Raw genomic sequence first — 17,617 nt, 5'->3', positions numbered from 1 at the left:
GAACGACGGGGAACGACGGAACGTCCATGCCTGAACGCGCTTGTGTGAACCGCTTCACCCTACTGCGCCCGACGATCACGGTGCGCCCGCACCACCACCGACCGGGGCGTCACCGCCCGCGGCCTCCTCACGCGGCACCAGGGACGCGAAGTCACCGGTGTCGCCGAGGCGGACGAGGAACGGCCGCAGACGTGTGTAGCGGATGACGGTGATGGAACACGGTTCGACGGAGATCCGCTGGAAGAGGTCGAGATGCAGTCCGAGTGCGTCGGCGACGAGCGACTTGATGATGTCGCCGTGCGAGCACATCAGATAGACGGCGTCGGCTCCGTGATCGCGCTCCACGCGTGCGTTCCACTCGCGCACGGCCTCCGCCGCGCGCGTCTGCATCGCCCGCATGGACTCGCCGCCGGGGAACGCGGCCGCCGACGGGTGCGCCTGGACGACCTCCATGAGCGGCTCGTCCATGAGCTCGGCGAGCTTGCGCCCGGACCAGTCGCCGTAGTGGCACTCCCCGATGCGCTCCTCGCTGTGCGCCCGGAGGCCGGGCCTTGCGTCGAGCAGTGGCTGGACCGTCTCCTGGCAGCGCTGGAGGGGGCTGGCGACGACCTCGGAGATCGGCACCCCTTCGAGCCGTCCGGGCAGCGAGGCCGCCTGAGCGGCGCCGCGCTCGTCCAAGGCGACTCCGGGCGTCCACCCGGCGAGCAGCCCCTCGGTGTTCGCGGTGGAGCGTCCGTGCCTGACAAGGATCAACGTGGGCATGCGGCAAGGGTAGGCGTACGCCGGAATGCAATGTCCTGCGAGCGACGGGAGAATACGCTCCGTGATCGTCGACTGTGCCATCTACCGGGAGGGACACCGGACCGAGGGACCCGAGGACCTGTCCGACGCGCTGGAGCAGGCGCGGTCGGGGGGCGGGTTCGTGTGGATCGGTCTGCACGAGCCGTCGGAGAACGAGTTCGACCACGTCACCAAGGAGTTCGGGCTGCATCCGCTGGCGGTCGAGGACGCCCTCAAGGCGCACCAGCGGCCCAAGCTGGAGGTGTACGACGACTCGCTGTTCGTCGTCCTCAAGCCCGTGGTGTACGAGCCGGACAGCGACACCGTGTCCACCGGCGAGGTCATGCTCTTCCTCGGTGACGGCTTCGTGGTGACGGTCCGTCATGGTGTGGGCTCGCCGCTGAAGGCCGTGCGGGACCGCCTGGAGCAGGAGCCGAGGCTGCTCGGCAAGGGGCCCACCGCGGTGCTGTACGCGGTGGCCGACGCGGTCGTGGACCACTACCTGGAGGTGGCGACCGAGCTCGGGACCGACCTGGAGGAGCTGGAGGCGGAGGTGTTCTCGCCGGACGGCGGCGGCTCACGCAACACTGCCTCGCGGATCTACACCTTCAAGCGGCAGATCCTGGAGTTCCGCCGGGCCACCGTCCCGCTGTCGATGCCGCTGACCCGGCTCGCGGGCGTGGGGGCGTACGGCGGGACGGTGCCGTTCGTGAACGAGAAGGCGCGGCCCTTCTTCCGGGACGTCAACGACCATCTCGCGCGCGTGAACGAGTCGGTTGAAGGGCTGGACCGGCTGGTGTCGGACGTCCTGTCGGCGCATCTCGCGCAGATGAGCGTCCGGCAGAACGACGACATGCGGAAGATCTCCGCGTGGGCGGCCATGGCGGCGATCCCCACGATGATCGCGGGGATCTACGGCATGAACTTCGAGCACATGCCCGAGCTGCACTGGGTGTGGGCGTATCCGGCGGTGATCGCGCTGATGGGCGTGCTGGAAGTGCTGCTGTACCGGACGTTCAAGCGCCGGGGCTGGCTGTAGCGGGCGCTCCTCAGGCGAACTCGGGGGCGGAGGTGGCGGGTCCGCCGAGGGCGTCGCGGCGCTCCGGCGGCTTCAGGGAGACCATGCGGCGCCAGCCCGCGGCGCGCTCGTAGGCGTAGACGGCGTGGATGCCCGCGGCGAGGACGGCGGACTTCGCGCGGGACCAGCCGAGGATGCGGCCCATGTGGGCCATCACCGCGAGGCTGACGTCCCGGTAGACGCGGATCTCGGCCAGCGCGCACTCCCTCAGCGTGCGCTGGATGGCGCGGCCGTGGCCGGCGCGGGCGAAGCGCAGCAGTTCCTCGTGGCAGTAGGCGAGGTGGTTGTCCTCGTCGGCGGAGATCATCCGTACCGCCCGGCCGAGGTCGGGGTGGTCGGCGAAGTGCTTGCGCAGCAGCTCCATCTGCTCGGAGGCGCGCTGTTCGGTGACCCGGCTGTGGGCGAGGTAGGTGACGATGTCGTGCACGGTCAGCGGCTCGTCGCTCTGCAGCTTCTCGTGGGCGAGACCGATGCCGTGCTTCTCCAGGAGCATCGTGTAGTCCGTGTCCGGCGGGACGGGGACGGGTTCGAGGCCGCGCTTCCTCATCAGGGCGTTGAAGATCCGCCCGTGCTTGTCCTCGTCGGCGCCGTGGCGGGTGATCTTGGGGGCGAGTGCGCGTTCGCTCGGCGGGACCAGGGTGGCGATACGGGCGTTCTCCCAGCCGCCCTGCGACTCCCCGCTGGCCGCGATGGAGCAGAACAGCCGGAAGGACTCGTCGTGGTCGAGGATCTCCTGGAACAGACTCTTGGCCGAAAGCATCGTGGGGCACCTCTCTGCCGGACTCCGCGGCAATCCGCAAAGAACGAGTCAAATGCGGCGCGAGGGGGGCTGCAACAGCAGTGTCGGAGAACTCCGCCAAAAGGAGGACCACCGGGGTCACCAGGGGGGCGTAACCGCGCGGGGGTGAAGGCGTTGAGTCACGTGACGGCCGTGGCGGGGAAGACCCCCGAGCCCCCACCACGGCCGCGGAAGCCTCCGGCGGTCGGGCGGGGTACGGGAGGGGCGGGGACCACGCCGGAACCTCTGCACACCGACCTGCGTCACGACCCGGCTGTCGGGACAGGACGCCGACGCGACGGCCTCCTGCCGAGAAGCCGCCGACAGCCGGGCACGTGGGACTGCACCGGGCCGGCAGGACCGACCCCCGTCGCGGCCCGGCCTTCGGAGAGAGCCGACGCGACCGCACGCACCCCGCGAAGCCGCAGGCAGCCGGGCACCCGTGGGACTACACCGGGTTGGTGGGACCGAGCGCTCGCGGCACGCGGCCCGCACCCCCGCGCAGTCGCCGGGGCGGGCCCGCGCGGGATTGCACCGGGCCAGTAGGGCCGAGCGCCGCCGTGGCCCGGCAGCCGGAAAGGTGAACCGACGCGCGGCCCGCACCCCCGCGCAGTCGCCGGGGCGGGCCCGCACGCAGTTGCACCGGTCCGGTAGGACCGAGCGTCGCCGCCCCGCAGTCGGCAAAGCGAACCGACGCCGGGGCGGGCCGTGGCCGTGGCCGGGGTGGCCGGGGAGGGTGCCGACATGGGGGGTCCCCCGTGGGGTGGCGCCGGGAGGCTCGTGCGGGTGTCCGGTTGCCCGGACGGGTCTAGGCGAGACCGGCGCGTTCCAGGGCCTCCGTGCCGGCGCGGAGGGAGGCGAGGCGCTCGTCGAGAGTGAAGCCGGCGGGAGCCAGGGTCAAGGTGGTGACGCCGGCCGCCGCGTACTCCTTCATGCGGTCCGCGATGCGGTCCACGGAACCGAGCAGGGTCGTCTTGTCGATGAGGTCGTGCGGGACGGCGGCCGCGGCACCGTCCTTGTCGCCGCCCAGGTACTTGTCCTGGATCTCGGCGGCCGCCTCCTCGAACCCCATGCGCCGGGCGAGCTGGTTGTAGAAGTTCTGCTTGCGGCTGCCCATGCCGCCCACGTACAGCGCGGTGTAGGGACGGAAGGTGTCGGCCAGCCTGCTGACGTCCTTGTCCTCCCCGACGGCGAGCGGCAGGGTCGGGCAGACGTCGAACCCGTCGAGGGTCTTGCCGGCCTTCTCGCGGCCCGCCCGCAGGTACCGGATCGCGGTGTCCTCCAGGTGCTCGGCGGAGGGGAAGATCAGCAGGGCGCCGTCGGCGATCTCGCCGGTCTGCTCCAGGTTCTTCGGGCCGATCGCGGCGATGTACAGCGGGATGTGCTCGCGCTCGGGGTGCACGGTCAGCTTGATCGGCTTGCCGGGGCCGCCGGGCAGGGGCAGCGTCCAGTGCTGTCCCTCGTAGGACAGGCGCTCGCGGGACATGGCCTTGCGGACGATCTCGACGTACTCACGCGTGCGTGCCAGCGGCTTGTCGAACTTGACGCCGTACCAGCCCTCGGAGACCTGTGGTCCCGAGACACCGAGGCCGAGGCGGAAGCGGCCGCCGGAGAGGGAGTCGAGGGTGGCGGCGGTCATCGCGGTCATCGCCGGCTGGCGGGCCGGGATCTGGAAGATGGCCGAACCCACGTCGATGCGCTCGGTCTGGGCGGCGACCCAGGTGAGCACGGTGGCCGCGTCCGAGCCGTAGGCCTCGGCGGCCCAGCAGACGGCGTATCCGAGCCGGTCGGCCTCCTGGGCGACGGCGAGATTGTCCGCGTCCATTCCGGCGCCCCAGTAGCCGAGGTTGATCCCGAGCTGCATGGCCGATTCCCCTTACCGATCAGTAACGTCCTTGTCGGCAGACCTTAGCGCGGCGGAGCCGCCCGGGGCAGGCCGCGGCCCGTGCCCGACCGGGCGCGGGAATAGCGCGTACCTGTCGGAATCCGTTGTCCACAGGCCCCCACGCGGCAGGTTCTGGCCAGTAATCTCGGCGTTCATGGAGCAGAGGCATCTCGGCCGTACCGGCCTGCGCGTGTCCCGCATCGGGCTCGGCACCCTCACCTGGGGCAGGGACACCGACGAGCACGACGCGGCGGACCTCCTGAAAACGTTCTGGGAGGCAGGCGGGACGCTGGTCGACACGGCGGACGTCTACGGCGACGGGGAGGCCGAGTACCTCCTCGGCCGCCTCATAGAAGGGCTGGTCCCGCGCCGGGACCTGGTCATCTCCACGAAGGCCGGCAGCGTCCCCGACCCGGACGTCCGGGTCGACGGCTCGCGCGGCCACCTGCTCTCCGCGCTGGACGACTCACTGGCCCGCCTCGGCACGGACTACGTCGACGTGTGGCACATCCACTCCTACGACCCCCACACCCCCCTGGAGGAGACGCTCCAGGCCCTCGACCTGGCCGTCAGCAGCGGCCGCGCCCGCTACGCCGGGGTCTCCAACTTCTGCGGCTGGCAGCTCGCCAAGGCAGGGACGTGGCAGTTGGCCGCGCCCGGGACGCGCACCCGGCTTGCCGCCACACAGCTGGAGTACTCGCTGCTCCAGCGCGGGGTCGAGCGGGAGGTGCTGCCCGCCGCACTCGACCTGGGCATCGGACTGCTGCCCTCCTCCCCCCTCGGCCGCGGTGTCCTGACGGGCAAGTACCGCACCTCCACGCCGGCCGACTCCCGGGGTGCCTCGGAGCATCTGGCGCCGTTCGTCGCGCCGTACCTCGACGACACCGCGAGCCACATCGTGGACGCGGTGACCACGGCGGCCGACGGACTCGCGGTGACACCGCTCCAGGTGGCCCTCGCGTGGGTCCGGGACCGGCCGGGGGTGACCGCGCCGATCGTCGGCGCGCGCAACTCGCAGCAGCTCACGGCGGCATTGTCAGTGGAGGCCCTTAGTCTTCCTGACGAGATCTGCCGGGCGCTCGACGATGTGTCGGCGCCCGTGCACCGCTATCCCGATCACGACTGGAGCACGCTGTGAGCACGGAGCCGGAGCCCACGGAGAAGACCGAGCCGGGGACGCGGGGCGCCGCGCCGGAGCCGGAGGGCACGGACGGGACGCCGGCGCGGGAGGCGGACGGCGGCGACAGCACGGACGAGGGCGGTGCCACCCTCGGCGCCGATGGCGATGCCGACGCCGGCGCTGAAGACGGTGCCGCGCACGGCTCCGACGTCGAGGCGGAGGCGGCGGAGAAGGCCCGGTTGTCCGAGGCCGAGGCCGAGTTGGCGGCGCAGCGGATCGAGCGGGAGCGCATCGCCCGGCGCAAGGCCGAGAAGCAGGGACCGATCGAGAGCGGGGCCAAGCTCAGCGGGAAGGCGGCCGATCTCCTCGCCGCCGTACGGGCGGTGGAGAGCGGGGCGAAGCCCGTGGCAGCCGTCTTCAGCGAGCCCGAGCCCCCGCGCCGGCCCGCCCAGGAACCGGCACGGCCCCGGCCGGTGTCGGCTCAGTCGGCCGAGCCGGGTGCCGGCGGCGCGGCCGGTGCCGTGGGCGCGCCCGTACCGGAGACCGTGGAGGCCGTACGGCGGGTGCTGACCGAGGGCGGGGCGCCGGAGGCCCTCGCGGCGCAGGTCGCCGCCGTCCTCGGGGAGGGAGCCGACGACGAGCTGCGGGCCGACCCCTGGCAGTTGCTGCGGGTCCCGGGCGTGCGCCCCGAGCAGGCCGACGGGTTCGCGCGGGCGCTGCTCGGCGCGGACTGCGCGCCGGACGACGAGCGGCGCGGACGCGCGGTCACCGTCTGGCTCCTGGAGCAGGCGGCCCTCGCCGGGCACACCGCGCTGGAGATGCCGGCGCTCACCGCCGCGCTTGCCCAGCGGGGCGTGCCGGACGCCGAAGCGGCCGTGCAGAGCACTCTCGCCGAGGCCGAGGCCCTGGTCTTCCAGGACGCCTTGGACCCGGCGGCCCCGGAGCCGGCGGAGGACGACGAGGAGGGCGCCGAGCGGCCGGTGCGCATCCTGGTCGGCCTGGAGCGGTACGCCCTCGCGGAGGAGAGCCTCGCCGACGGACTGGCCCGGCTGATCAACTCGGTGCCCAAGGAGGACGGTTCGGCCGAGGACTGGGAGCGCGCGGCGACGGCGGCCGAGGGATCGGCCGCCGAGCTGATCCGCGCGGTCGCGGCGGGCGGCCTGGTGCTGCACACCGGCGGTGAGGCGGCCCTGGCGGAACCGGCGGCGCTGCTGGCTGCGGCGCGCGGGCTGGGGCTGCGGGCGTGGGCGGCCACCCACAGCCCGCTGGGCCGCGAGCGCTTCGGCGCCCTGCCGGCAGCCGGCCAGGCCGCTTCCGAGCGGCCCGTCGCCACCGTCGCAGGACTGCTCTCCGGCGCCGAGGGGCCCGGTCGGGACGCCGACGGGGCGTTCGACCTCGACCTGCTCGTCGTGCTCGACGCGCCTCAGCTCGACGTGGAGACGGCGGCACTGCTCGTGGAGTCCCTGCCGGACGGGGCGCGGCTGGTGCTGAGCGGGGACCCGGCGGTGCTGTGGTCGGTGGGGCCCGGGCGGGTGTTCGCGGATCTGCTCGCCGCACGGATCTGTCCGCAGATCGCCTCGCGCAGGCCGGACCCCGGCCCCCTCGGCGAGCTGGTCTCCGGAATCGGCATCGGGGAGCTGAACCAGGTCGAGGCCCCCGGCAAGGAGGTCGTGATCGTGCCGGTGCGGGACGCGGGCGAGGCCGTGCACCGGACCGTGCAACTGGTCGCGGACTCGGTGCCGCGGGCGATCGGGGTCCCCGCCGAGGAGACCCAGGTGATCACGCCGGGCCACGGCGGCGCGGCCGGCACCCGGGTCCTCAACGCGGCCCTGAAGGAGCGCTTGAACCCCGGCCCGGGACGCTTCGGCGGGTTCGACCCCGGTGACCGCGTCGCCTACTCGCCCGTACCGGGCCGTACGCTTCCCGGCCGGGTGGTCGGGGCCGACGCGGACGGTCTGCGCCTGGTCTGCTCCGGTGAGGCCGTGGTCGTGCCGAAGGAGCGGGTGGAGCAGTGCGTGCGGCACGGCTGGGCGCTGACCGCGCACCAGGCGGTCGGCGGCCGCTGGCCCGCGGCGGTCGTGGTCCTGCCCGGGGACGCGGCACAGGCCCTCAGCCGGCCCTGGGTCTACACGGCGTTCGGCCGGGCGGACCGCCACCTGTCCGTGGTGCACGGCGTGGAGCAGGCCCTGCCGCGGGCGGTCGCCGAGATCCCGGCCAAGCCCCGGACGACCCGGCTGCCCACGCTCCTCGGCGCCCAGTCGCCGACGACCGGCTGACCGGAGGACGACCGGCTGACGGAAAAGGAGCGCGGCCCCGGAGACCGTTCCTCCGGGGCTGCGCTCCTTTTGTCTCAGTGACGATCCACGTCCAGCGGTTCCAGGTCGTCGTCCCCGGTGTCGGGCCCGTCGGCGTCGTCGTCGAGCTCGTCGTCGAACATCGCGCTGACGTCGAACCGGCACACCACCCGCTCCACGTCGACCTGCTCGAACGGCGTCTCCAGCCACTCCCCCGGCTCGGCCGGTTCGTCCGCCGCGGTCACCCACAGCGTGGAGTCGCCCTCCTCCAGCCCGAACTCCTTGTGCCGGGAGGCGATCTCGTCGGGCTCGAACTCACCGAACAGCACCTCCAGCGCGCCGTGCACCGTGCCGGAGGCCTCCGTGCCGAGCCCCTCGTCGGCGGCCTCGACCCGCTGGGCCTGGGCCAGCAGCCGCTGCGGCTCCACCACGGCGTAGTCGCGGCGGATCAGCACGCTCAGCGCGTTCGGCTCCTCGGGGCCCGTGTACGGAGGGGCGTCCTCCGCGCCCGGGATCTCGAAGGGGGTGACCTCGTCATAGCGGTCGTAGAGCAGCTCGTCGTACACCTCGGCGGCCGCGGCCAGTTCGTTGAAGGCCTCGTAGACGGCGGGGTCGTCCTCTCCAGACCTGCGTTCGACCGCGGCCAGGTGGCGGTCGAGCGCGGTCTTGACCGCCTCGGCGGCGGCACGTACCTCGGCAGCGGTGGGCTGCACAGCATCAGACATAGTGCAGACGCTATCCGTAGCGGGCCCCGGCCCGCACAATAGATGCGATGCCGGAATACGAATTTGTCGACGTGTACGTACCTCGCGGGGTCTCCCGCAAGGACGCCACACGTCTGCTGACGGACCATGCCGAGTACGGACACTGGGAGTTGGACCGACTGAGTCTGATGCGCGACGGCAGCCGCAGGGTGCGGTTGCGCCGGCGGATCATCCGCCAGGTGCGTGCCACGTGGTGAGACAGCACGAACGGAGCGGGCCCCGCCGAGGCGGGGCCCGCTCCGTTTCACGCGGTGTGTCCTAGGCCGAGGCCCGTGCCCTGCGGTAGAGGACCGCACCCGCCAGCAGCGCGCCGGCGCCCACCGGGACGGCCAGCCCGATCGGCAGCTCGCTGCCGGTCTGCGCGAGCTGGGCGCTGCCCAGGGGCTGGGCGACCGTCTGGGTGCCGGGGTGGTTGCCGCCGCCCGGTGTCACGGCGCGTGCCCCGGGCGGGGTGGCCGGGGAACCGGGGTGGCCGGGTTCCACCGGGTTGCCGGGCTGTTCCGGGGTGCCGGGCTGCTCCGGGCCTCCGGGCGGGGTGTGCTGCCCGCTGCCGCTGCCGCACTCGTTGCCCATGGCGGGGTTGCCGACGCCGATGACGTCGACGCTGTTGCCGCAGACGTTCACGGGAGCGTCGACGGGCACCTCGACGTGGTTGCCCGAGCCGACGCCGGGCGAGCCACCGGTGTGACCGCCGGCGTGCGAGCCGCCGGAGCCGCCGGAGCCTGTGCCTCCGGAACCGCCGTGTCCGCCGGGTCCGTGCCCTCCGTGTCCGCCCCCGTGGCTGCCGCCGTGGTTCCCGGAGCCGGGCGTTCCGCTGCCGCCGCCCTTGTTGGCGCAGCTGTTGCCCATCGCGGGGTTGAGCACCCCGACGACGTTCACGGTGTTGCCGCACGCGTTCACCGGCGCGTGCACCGGCGCGGACACCGTGTTGCCCGAGAGCACGCCCGGGGAGTTCGCGCTCGATCCGCTCGCGCCCGCGTCCGCGTGGGCGGCGCCTCCGGCGGCGGCGATCACTCCGGTGGCGGCCGCCACTGTCATCAGGCCCTTGCGGGTGACTTGTCGCATGTACCCAATCCCTGCTTTCGACCTTGTCTCGAAATTCCGCTGAATCGCGGTTCTTTCTCTTTTCGAAAAGGCCGGTCGGCCCCGGAGCGCATGGCTTGCACTCCGGGGCCGACGGGCTCATCCCTGTTAACTAAGGGCGAGGCACAACGTCACTTGTTGATGCAGGTGTTGCCGAAGGCGGGGTTCAGCAGGCCGATCACGGAGACCGTGTTGCCGCAGACGTTCACCGGGACGTGAACGGGAACCTGCACGACGTTGCCGGACAGCACACCCGGGGAGCCCACAGCGGCACCCTGCGCACCCGCATCGGCGACGGCAAGGCCCGCGCCCGCGAGAACCAGGCCACCAGTAGCAGCCGCAGCGGCGACGACCTTCTTGATCATTATTCCTCCTTGTTGGCAATGCGATCCCAAGCAGCGGATCACATGAGTTGTAACGAGGAGGGAGTAATGGGGATACGAGCTTATGAGCGCATTCACCCTTCCCGGCCGATCTCGTACGCGCGGCCGAATAAGCGCGTCAACACGAGTCGGCTCACGTCAGCTCGCGTCGATGAACCGGTCGAGAACCCGCACGCCGAACTTCAGCCCGTCCACGGGCACCCGCTCGTCGACGCCGTGGAACATCCCGGCGAAGTCCAGCTCCGGGGGGAGCTTGAGCGGCGCGAAGCCGAAGCCGCGGATGCCGAGCTCGTCGAAGGACTTGGCGTCGGTGCCGCCGGAGAGCATGTAGGGGATCGCCTTGGCGGCCGGGTCCTCGGCGACCAGGGCGGACTGCATGGCGTCCACGAGGGCGCCGTCGAAGGTGGTCTCGACGGCCTTGTCGGAGTGCACGTCCTCGCGCCGGACCTTGGGGCCGAGGATCTTGTCGAGGTCGGCGAGGAACTCCTCCTCGAAGCCGGGCAGGAAGCGCCCGTCGACGTGCGCGGTGGCCTCGCCCGGGATGACGTTGACCTTGTAGCCGGCGCCGAGCTGGGTGGGGTTGGCGGTGTTGCTGAGGGTCGCGCCGATGAGCTTGGCGATGCCGCCGAGCCGGGCGAGGGTGCCCTCCATGTCCTCCGGGTCCAGCTCGGTGCCCAGCGCGTCGCCGAGTTCGTCGAGGAAGGCACGGGTGGTCTTGGTGACCCGGACCGGGAACTTGTGGCGGCCGAGGCGGGCGACGGCCTCCGACAGTTCGGTGATGGCGTTGTCCCGGTGGATCATCGAGCCGTGTCCCGCGGTGCCGGCCACGGTCAGCTTCATCCAGTGCATGCCCTTCTCGGCCGTCTGGATCAGGTAGAGCCGGCGCTGCTCGTTCACCGTGAAGGAGAAGCCGCCCACCTCGCTGATCGCCTCGGTCACGCCCTCGAACAGGTCGGGGTGGTGGTCGACGAGATGCCGGGCGCCGTACGTGCCGCCGGCCTCCTCGTCGGCGAGGAAGGCGAGGACGATGTCCCGGGGCGGCCTTCGCCCGCTGCGCAGCCGGTCCCGGACGACCGCCAGGGTCATCGCGTCCATGTCCTTCATGTCGACCGCGCCCCGCCCCCACACGCACCCGTCGGCGACCTCGCCCGAGAAGGGGTGGTGGGTCCAGTCCTGCGCGTTGGCCGGTACGACGTCGAGGTGGCCGTGGATCAGCAGGGCGGGCCGGGACGGGTCCTCGCCCGCGATCCGGGCCACCGTGGAGGCGCGGCCGGGGTGCGACTCGTAGATCTGCGGGTCGAGCCCCACCTCGGCGAGCTTCTCCGCGACCCACTCGGCCGCCTTGCGTTCGCCCGGGCCGGAGTGGTCGCCGTAGTTGCTGGTGTCGAACCGGATCAGCTCGCGGCAGAGGTCCACGACCTCGTCCTCGCCGGTGACGCCCCTGGCCGTGTCCGTGTCGCTCACGCTGTTCCTCCCGCTGTCACTGCTGGTGGTTGCCCTCATCCTCTCCCCGCGCCCCGGTCGGCCCCAAGACCGGGCCCGGCCCGTCACACGCCGTTCACGCCCGCCCGGGGCGGGGACGGGGGGTGATCGGGCCCCCTCGAAAGCCTGGTAATGTTTCCTTCGTCGCCGCGAGGGAAACCCCGCACGACAGACACCTTGTCCGGGTGGCGGAATGGCAGACGCGCTAGCTTGAGGTGCTAGTGCCCTTTATCGGGCGTGGGGGTTCAAGTCCCCCCTCGGACACCAGCCGAATCCCCTCGGCCGCTCAGGCGGCCGGGGGGATTCGTCGTGTTCGCCCTGCTGCTCGCGCTGTTGCTCGCTGCGTGTGGGGCATCTCTCGCTCGGCGTGAAGATCACCAGGTCAGCGCTCCGCGGACGCGGCCGCCCCACCCCCGGACGGCCCCTCCGGGTCGCCGTTCCCCTGGGGCGAACCTAGCGTCGTACTAAAATTTCCGGCTTGTTACGAGCTGGACCCGGACAACCCCAGGCAGACCTGCGGGCCCGCCAGCGCCCCGGAGGCTCCGGGATCGAGACGCGAGGACCGATGGCAGCCATAGACGAGAGCAGTGCTCTCGGCCTGCTCGACGAAGAGCTCAGCGCAGAGATCCACGAACAGTTCGGTGACACCGCCCGTTTCTCCGGGGGCCCCGCCGCCTCCCCCCGCACCCTCGTCGACGTCTTCGACGCGTCCGTGCGCTCCTTCCCCGACGAGCTCGCCCTGGACGACGGGACGACCCGGCTCACCTACCGTGCGCTGGCCGCCGAGGTCGAGCGACTGCGCCGGCGGCTCGCCGCGGCCGGGGTGGGGCTCGGCGACCGGGTGGGCGTCCGGGTGCCGTCCGGCACCAACGACCTCTACGTCGCGATCCTCGCCGTCCTCGCCGCCGGTGCCGCCTATGTCCCGGTCGACGCCGAGGACCCCGACGAGCGGGCCGAGCTGGTGTTCGGGGAGGCGGAGGTGCGGGCCGTGGTCGGCGCCGGGCACGAGCTGACCGTCAGCGGGCGCGGTGCGGCCCCCGCCACCCGGCCCGGTATCGGGCACGACGCGTGGATCATCTTCACCTCCGGTTCCACCGGCAGGCCCAAGGGCGTCGCCGTCTCGCACCGCAGCGCCGCCGCCTTCGTGGACGCCGAGGCCGCGCTGTTCCTCACCGACGACCCCATCGGTCCCGGTGACAGGGTCATGGCGGGGTTGTCCGTCGCCTTCGACGCCTCCTGCGAGGAGATGTGGCTGGCGTGGCGGTACGGGGCCTGTCTGGTGCCGGTGCCGCGGTCCCAGGTCCGCAGCGGGGCCGACCTCGGGCCCTGGCTGGTCGAGCAGGAGATCACCGTGGTCTCCACCGTGCCGACGCTCGCCGCGCTGTGGGAGCCCGAGACCCTCGACGACGTACGCCTGCTGATCTTCGGCGGGGAGGCCTGTCCGCCCGAACTGGCGCAGCGGCTGGTGACGGAGGGCCGGGAGGTGTGGAACACCTACGGGCCCACCGAGGCGACCGTGGTGGCCTGTGCCTCGCTGATGAGCGGCGAGGAGCCGATCCGGATCGGGCTGCCGCTGGACGGCTGGGAGCTGGCCGTCGTCGACGAGGCCGGGGAGCCGGTGCCGATGGGCGCCACCGGGCAGCTCGTGATCGGCGGGGTCGGCCTGGCCCGGTACCTGGACGCCGAGAAGGACGCGGAGAAGTACGCGCCGCTGGAGTCGCTGGGCTGGGAGCGGGCGTACCGCAGCGGTGACCTGGTGAAGGCGGAGCCGGAGGGACTGGTCTTCCTCGGGCGGGCCGACGAGCAGATCAAGCTCGGTGGCCGGCGGATCGAGCTCGGCGAGGTCGACGCCGCCCTCCAGGCGCTGCCCGGGGTGGCGGGAGCGGCCGCCGCCGTCCGCACCGCCGGCAGCGGAAACCAGCTCCTCGTCGGGTACGTCGTCACGCAGGACGGCTGGGACCACGCGGCCGCCGTGGAGAGGCTGCGGGCCGAACTGCCCGCCGCGCTCGTGCCGTTGCTGGCCCCCGTCGACGACCTGCCGACCCGGACCTCCGGCAAGGTGGACCGCGACGCGCTGCCGTGGCCGCTGAAAGGGCTCGAAGCGGCCGTAAGGACAGAGGAGTTGTACGGCACCGAGGCCTGGCTCGCCGAGCAGTGGGCGGAGGTCCTCGGTGTCCCGGTCTCCGGACCGCGCGACGACTTCTTCGCGATCGGCGGCTCCAGCCTGGCTGCCGCCCAGTTGACCACCCGGCTGCGCACCCGCTACCCGAGCGCGGCCGTCCTCGACATCTACCAGCGGCCCACCCTGCGGAAGTTGGCCCGCCGTCTGGAGGAGTCCGCGCAGGACGACGGGGCGGCACGGGTGGTCGCACCGGTGCCGGTCCGGGCCCAGGTGATCCAACTCCTGCTGCTGCTCCCCCTGTTCGCGCTGACGGGGCTCCGCTGGATGGTGCCCCTGACCGCCGCCGGGAACCTCCTGCCCTCCTACGGCTGGCTGCCCACCGCCTCCTGGTGGCTGATCGGCGCCGGGGCCCTCGCCCTGTTCAGTCCGCCCGGACGGCTCACGATCGCCGCCGGCGGGGCCCGGCTGCTGCTGCGGGGCGTCCGGCCCGGCCGCCACCCGCGCGGTGGCAGCGTCCACCTGCGGCTGTGGGCCGCCGAGCGGCTCGCCGAGTCCAGCGGGGCGACCTCGCTGACCGGCTCCTGGCTGGAGCGGTACGCGCGGGCGCTCGGCGCCAAGGTCGGTCCCGAGGTGGACCTGCACTCGCTGCCGCCGGTCACCGGCATGCTCAAGCTGGGCCGGGGCGCCGCCGTGGAGTCCGAGGTGGACCTGTCCGGCTGGTGGCTGGACGGCGACCGGCTGGAGATCGGCCAGGTCAGGGTGGGTGCGCACGCGGTCGTCGGCACGCGCAGCATGCTCTTCCCGGGCGCCCGTGTCGGCAAGCGGGCCGAGGTGGCACCGGGTTCGGCGGTCACCGGGCAGATCCCGACCGGTCAGCGCTGGGCGGGCGCGCCCGCGGTCAAGCTCGGCAAGGCCAAGCGCAACTGGCCGAAGGAACGGCCGGCGCGGGGCACGTACTGGCGGGTGATGTACGGCCTCACCGGTCTCGCGCTGACCCTGCTCCCGGTGCTCGCGGGCGGCGCCGCGTTCCTGGTGGCCCGGCCCTTCGTCGCCGGGTCCGCGCCCCTGGCCGGCGCCTTCCTGGCCCTGGTCCCGGCGACGCTCACCTTCGGGCTGGCGTACGCGCTGCTGCTCCTGGCCTCGGTACGGCTGCTGAGCCTGGGGCTGCGCGAGGGGACGTATCCGACGCACAGCCGGGTCGGGTGGCAGGCGTGGACCGTCACGCAGTTGATGGACCGCTCGCGCGAGACGCTGTTCCCGCTGTACGCCGGGCTGGTCACGCCGGTGTGGCTGCGGCTGCTGGGGATGCGGATCGGGCGGGGCGCCGAGGTGTCGACCGTGCTGGCCCTGCCCACCCTGACGACGGTCGGCGAGGGCGCGTTCCTGGCCGACGACACCCTGACCGCGCCCTACGAGCTGGGCGGTGGCTGGGTCAGGATCGGGCGCGCGGAGATCGGGCGGCGGGCGTTCCTCGGGAACTCGGGGATGACGGCGCCGGGGCGGACCGTGCCGGACGGCGGCCTGGTCGGGGTGCTGTCGGCCACCCCGAAGAAGGCGAAGAAGGGCACGTCGTACCTGGGACTGCCGCCGGTGAAGCTGCCGCGCAGCGCGGCCGACAGCGACCAGAGCCGGACGTACGAGCCGTCGGCGGGGCTGCTGTGGGCGCGCGGACTGGTGGAGCTGTGCCGGATCGTGCCGGTGTTCTGCTCGGCCGGGCTCGCGGTGCTGACGGTCGCCGCGCTGTGCGTTCTGGGACCGTGGGCCTGGCTGCTCGCCGGAGTGGTGCTGCTCGCGGCCGGTGCGGTGGCGGGGCTGGTGTCGGTGGTCGCGAAGTGGCTGCTCGTGGGGCGGCACCGCTGCGGGGAGCACCCGCTGTGGAGCGGCTTCGTGTGGCGCAACGAGCTCGCGGACACCTTCGTCGAGGTGCTGGCGGTGCCGTGGCTCGCGGGTTCGGTGCCCGGTACCCCGGTCCTGACGGCGTGGCTGCGCGGACTCGGGGCGCGGATCGGCAGGGGCGTCTGGGTGGAGAGCTACTGGCTGCCGGAGACCGATCTGGTGACGCTGGAGGACGCGACCACCGTGAACCGCGGCTGTGTGCTCCAGACCCACCTCTTCCACGACCGGATCTTGCGGACGGATACTGTTGTTCTCCGTGAGGGCGCCACGCTGGGCCCTGGCGGGATCGTGCTGCCCGGCAGCACGATCGGGGCCCGCACCACGCTGGGTCCCGCGTCGCTCGTCATGGCCGCGGAGTCCGTCCCGGACGACACCCGCTGGCTCGGCAACCCGATCGAGGCATGGCGGCCCTGAACGCGGGCCACCCGGAGTCGGTGGGCGGTGCACCGGCGGATCCGAGTGGCGACGCGGCGCAGGGAGCGGAAGCGGCAGTGGCAGTTCAGCAGGCGGCGGGTGCGGACCCGTACTTCCCTGACCACGGTGACGTCCGGTACCGGGTGCACCGCTACGAGCTCGCGCTGGACTACCGCCCCGCTCCCAACCGGCTGGCCGGGAGCGCCCGGATCAACGCCATAGCGGGACGCTCGCCGCTCGCCGAGTTCATGCTCAACCTGTCCGACTTCAAGATCGGCCGGGTGCGGGTGGACGGCCGCCCCGCGCACTACACGCACCGCGGCGGGAAGCTGCGGGTCCGGCCCGCGAAACCGGTGCGGCCCGGGGCCGCGTTCACGGTCGAGGTGCAGTGGTCGGGCAACCCCGGGCCGGTGCAGAGCACTTGGGGCGGGCTCGGCTGGGAGGAGCTGGAGGACGGGGCGCTGGTGGCGAGCCAGCCGATCGGGGCGCCGTCCTGGTACCCGTGCAACGACCGGCCCGCGGACAAGGCGTCGTACCAGATCTCGGTCACCACGCCGTCGGCGTACGCGGTGGTCGCGGGCGGGCGGCTGCTGACCCGTACGACCAAGGCGTCCACCACCACCTGGGTGTACGAACAGGCTGCGCCGACCTCCAGCTATCTGGTGGGCCTCGCGATCGGCAAGTACCAGACGGTGCTGCTGGGCGACCCGGGTCCCGGCGGGGTGCCGCAGCACGGGCACATCCCGGCGCACCTGCTGCCGGAGTTCTCACGGGACTTCGCGCGGCAGCCGCAGATGATGGAGCTGTTCCAGGAGCTGTTCGGGCCGTATCCGTTCGACGAGTACGCCGTCCTCGTCACCGAGGAGGAGCTCGATGTGCCCGTGGAGGCACAGGGGTTGTCGCTGTTCGGCGCCAACCACGTGGACGGGGCCCGGGGTTGGGAGCGGCTGGTCGCGCACGAGCTGGCGCACCAGTGGTTCGGCAACAGCGTCTCCATCGCGGACTGGCGGCACATCTGGCTGAACGAGGGGTTCGCCAAGTACGCCGAGTGGCTGTGGTCGGAGCGTTCGGGGGGCCGTACGGCACAGCAACTGGCCGCCGCCGCGCACCGGTTGCTGTCCTCGCTCCCCCAGGACCTGCGGCTGGGCGATCCCGGCCGCAAGTCGATGTTCGACGACCGGCTCTACGAGCGCGGCGGGCTGACCGTGCACGCGCTGCGCTGTGCGCTGGGAGACGAGGCGTTCTTCCGGATGCTGCGCGGCTGGGCCGGGCTGCACCGGGGCGGGGCGGTGACCACCTCGACGCTCACAGCGCATGTCAACCGGTTCGCGGACGAGCCGTTGGACGGGCTGTTCGACGCGTGGGTGCACGGGACGGCGCTGCCCGCCCTGCCGACGCTGGGTCCGGCGCGGCCTGCCCATCCTCCGACCAACGCCGGCTAGGTGTATTGGCCCGCAGCGTTGTTCACGCGGCTGATCGGTGGGTGGCCGCCGAGTGCGGTGTGGCAGCGGTGGTGGTTGTAGGTGTGTAGGAAGTCT

Annotated in this window: 13 protein-coding genes, 1 tRNA gene and 1 pseudogene; 7 read left to right on the top strand and 8 right to left on the bottom strand. The window is 72.7% G+C overall.

Features of this window, described 5'->3' with window-relative positions:
* Positions 1-75: 75 nt before the first annotated feature.
* Positions 76-762 (bottom strand): histidine phosphatase family protein, encoded by a 687-nt coding sequence (locus ACIQJT_RS19050; RefSeq protein ID WP_053852679.1) that lies wholly within the window; start codon positions 760-762, stop codon positions 76-78.
* 61 nt (positions 763-823) lie between these two features.
* Here ACIQJT_RS19050 and corA point away from each other — a divergent pair, with 61 nt between their 5' ends.
* Positions 824-1,819: a magnesium/cobalt transporter CorA gene (corA, locus tag ACIQJT_RS19045; RefSeq protein WP_402644837.1), complete on the top strand. Its 996-nt coding sequence runs from the start codon at positions 824-826 to the stop codon at positions 1,817-1,819.
* A 10-nt stretch (positions 1,820-1,829) separates the two neighbouring features.
* Here the strand turns inward: corA and ACIQJT_RS19040 are convergent, their stop codons facing one another.
* Positions 1,830-2,618, bottom strand: coding sequence for a ferritin-like domain-containing protein (locus tag ACIQJT_RS19040; RefSeq protein ID WP_402644834.1), 789 nt, complete (start codon positions 2,616-2,618; stop codon positions 1,830-1,832).
* A gap of 826 nt (positions 2,619-3,444) precedes the next feature.
* Positions 3,445-4,500, bottom strand: a complete 1,056-nt coding sequence (locus tag ACIQJT_RS19035; RefSeq protein WP_365457627.1) for an LLM class F420-dependent oxidoreductase — start codon at positions 4,498-4,500, stop codon at positions 3,445-3,447.
* Between the two features lie 175 nt (positions 4,501-4,675).
* On the opposite strand from ACIQJT_RS19035, the gene ACIQJT_RS19030 reads away from it, so the two are divergent.
* Positions 4,676-5,659, top strand: a complete 984-nt coding sequence (locus ACIQJT_RS19030; RefSeq protein ID WP_365457624.1) for an aldo/keto reductase — start codon at positions 4,676-4,678, stop codon at positions 5,657-5,659.
* Positions 5,656-7,917 carry a helix-hairpin-helix domain-containing protein gene (locus ACIQJT_RS19025; protein WP_402644830.1) on the top strand — a complete coding sequence of 754 codons (2,262 nt, stop codon included), beginning with the start codon at positions 5,656-5,658 and terminating at the stop codon, positions 7,915-7,917. The genes ACIQJT_RS19030 and ACIQJT_RS19025 overlap by 4 nt, the downstream gene beginning before the upstream one ends.
* A gap of 74 nt (positions 7,918-7,991) precedes the next feature.
* Here ACIQJT_RS19025 and ACIQJT_RS19020 read toward each other — a convergent pair whose 3' ends face one another.
* Positions 7,992-8,660 carry a hypothetical protein gene (locus ACIQJT_RS19020; RefSeq protein WP_365457620.1) on the bottom strand — a complete coding sequence of 223 codons (669 nt, stop codon included), beginning with the start codon at positions 8,658-8,660 and terminating at the stop codon, positions 7,992-7,994.
* A 47-nt stretch (positions 8,661-8,707) separates the two neighbouring features.
* On the opposite strand from ACIQJT_RS19020, the gene ACIQJT_RS19015 reads away from it, so the two are divergent.
* A complete protein-coding gene (locus tag ACIQJT_RS19015; protein ID WP_007380901.1) occupies positions 8,708-8,896 on the top strand; it encodes a DUF5703 family protein in 189 nt (62 codons plus the stop codon).
* Between the two features lie 61 nt (positions 8,897-8,957).
* Here the strand turns inward: ACIQJT_RS19015 and ACIQJT_RS19010 are convergent, their stop codons facing one another.
* The 3 genes from ACIQJT_RS19010 to ACIQJT_RS19000 form a co-directional block, all read right to left on the bottom strand.
* Positions 8,958-9,764: a chaplin gene (locus tag ACIQJT_RS19010; RefSeq protein WP_402644828.1), complete on the bottom strand. Its 807-nt coding sequence runs from the start codon at positions 9,762-9,764 to the stop codon at positions 8,958-8,960.
* A 149-nt stretch (positions 9,765-9,913) separates the two neighbouring features.
* Positions 9,914-10,147, bottom strand: a complete 234-nt coding sequence (chpH, locus tag ACIQJT_RS19005) for a chaplin ChpH (RefSeq protein WP_007380902.1) — start codon at positions 10,145-10,147, stop codon at positions 9,914-9,916.
* 156 nt (positions 10,148-10,303) lie between these two features.
* Positions 10,304-11,629, bottom strand: a complete 1,326-nt coding sequence (locus ACIQJT_RS19000) for a M20/M25/M40 family metallo-hydrolase (RefSeq protein ID WP_402644825.1) — start codon at positions 11,627-11,629, stop codon at positions 10,304-10,306.
* A 197-nt stretch (positions 11,630-11,826) separates the two neighbouring features.
* Between ACIQJT_RS19000 and ACIQJT_RS18995 the strand changes: the two genes are divergently transcribed.
* The 3 genes from ACIQJT_RS18995 (at position 11,827) to ACIQJT_RS18985 (ending at position 17,521) form a co-directional block, all read left to right on the top strand.
* A tRNA-Leu gene (locus ACIQJT_RS18995) sits at positions 11,827-11,914 on the top strand.
* A 298-nt stretch (positions 11,915-12,212) separates the two neighbouring features.
* On the top strand, positions 12,213-16,079 hold the full coding sequence (locus ACIQJT_RS18990) for a Pls/PosA family non-ribosomal peptide synthetase (protein ID WP_402644822.1): 3,867 nt from the start codon (positions 12,213-12,215) through the stop codon (positions 16,077-16,079).
* A 77-nt stretch (positions 16,080-16,156) separates the two neighbouring features.
* Entirely contained in the window at positions 16,157-17,521 is a 1,365-nt protein-coding gene (locus ACIQJT_RS18985) for a M1 family metallopeptidase (RefSeq protein WP_402644820.1), read from the top strand.
* On the opposite strand, the pseudogene ACIQJT_RS18980 reads toward ACIQJT_RS18985, so the two are convergent.
* Positions 17,518-17,617 (bottom strand): annotated as a pseudogene (locus ACIQJT_RS18980) (IS481 family transposase); the annotation flags it as partial. The gene ACIQJT_RS18985 and the pseudogene ACIQJT_RS18980 overlap by 4 nt on opposite strands.

The organism is Streptomyces sp. NPDC091972, from assembly GCF_044756385.1.
GTDB lineage: Bacteria > Actinomycetota > Actinomycetes > Streptomycetales > Streptomycetaceae > Streptomyces.
The sequence above is the reverse complement of the archived record's forward strand: the minus strand, read 5'-3'. Positions and strand labels throughout refer to the sequence as shown.

Excerpts from the sequence above, each read along its gene's own strand:
- ACIQJT_RS19020 (WP_365457620.1), bottom strand. The coding sequence starts at position 8,660 with ATGTCTGATGCTGTGCAGCCCACCGCTGCCGAGGTACGTGCCGCCGCC.
- ACIQJT_RS19035 (WP_365457627.1), bottom strand. The coding sequence starts at position 4,500 with ATGCAGCTCGGGATCAACCTCGGCTACTGGGGCGCCGGAATGGACGCG.
- ACIQJT_RS19050 (WP_053852679.1), bottom strand. The coding sequence starts at position 762 with ATGCCCACGTTGATCCTTGTCAGGCACGGACGCTCCACCGCGAACACC.
- ACIQJT_RS19010 (WP_402644828.1), bottom strand. The coding sequence starts at position 9,764 with ATGCGACAAGTCACCCGCAAGGGCCTGATGACAGTGGCGGCCGCCACC.
- chpH (WP_007380902.1), bottom strand. The coding sequence starts at position 10,147 with ATGATCAAGAAGGTCGTCGCCGCTGCGGCTGCTACTGGTGGCCTGGTT.
- ACIQJT_RS19015 (WP_007380901.1), top strand. The coding sequence starts at position 8,708 with ATGCCGGAATACGAATTTGTCGACGTGTACGTACCTCGCGGGGTCTCC.
- ACIQJT_RS19030 (WP_365457624.1), top strand. The coding sequence starts at position 4,676 with ATGGAGCAGAGGCATCTCGGCCGTACCGGCCTGCGCGTGTCCCGCATC.
- ACIQJT_RS19040 (WP_402644834.1), bottom strand. The coding sequence starts at position 2,618 with ATGCTTTCGGCCAAGAGTCTGTTCCAGGAGATCCTCGACCACGACGAG.
- ACIQJT_RS18990 (WP_402644822.1), top strand. The coding sequence starts at position 12,213 with ATGGCAGCCATAGACGAGAGCAGTGCTCTCGGCCTGCTCGACGAAGAG.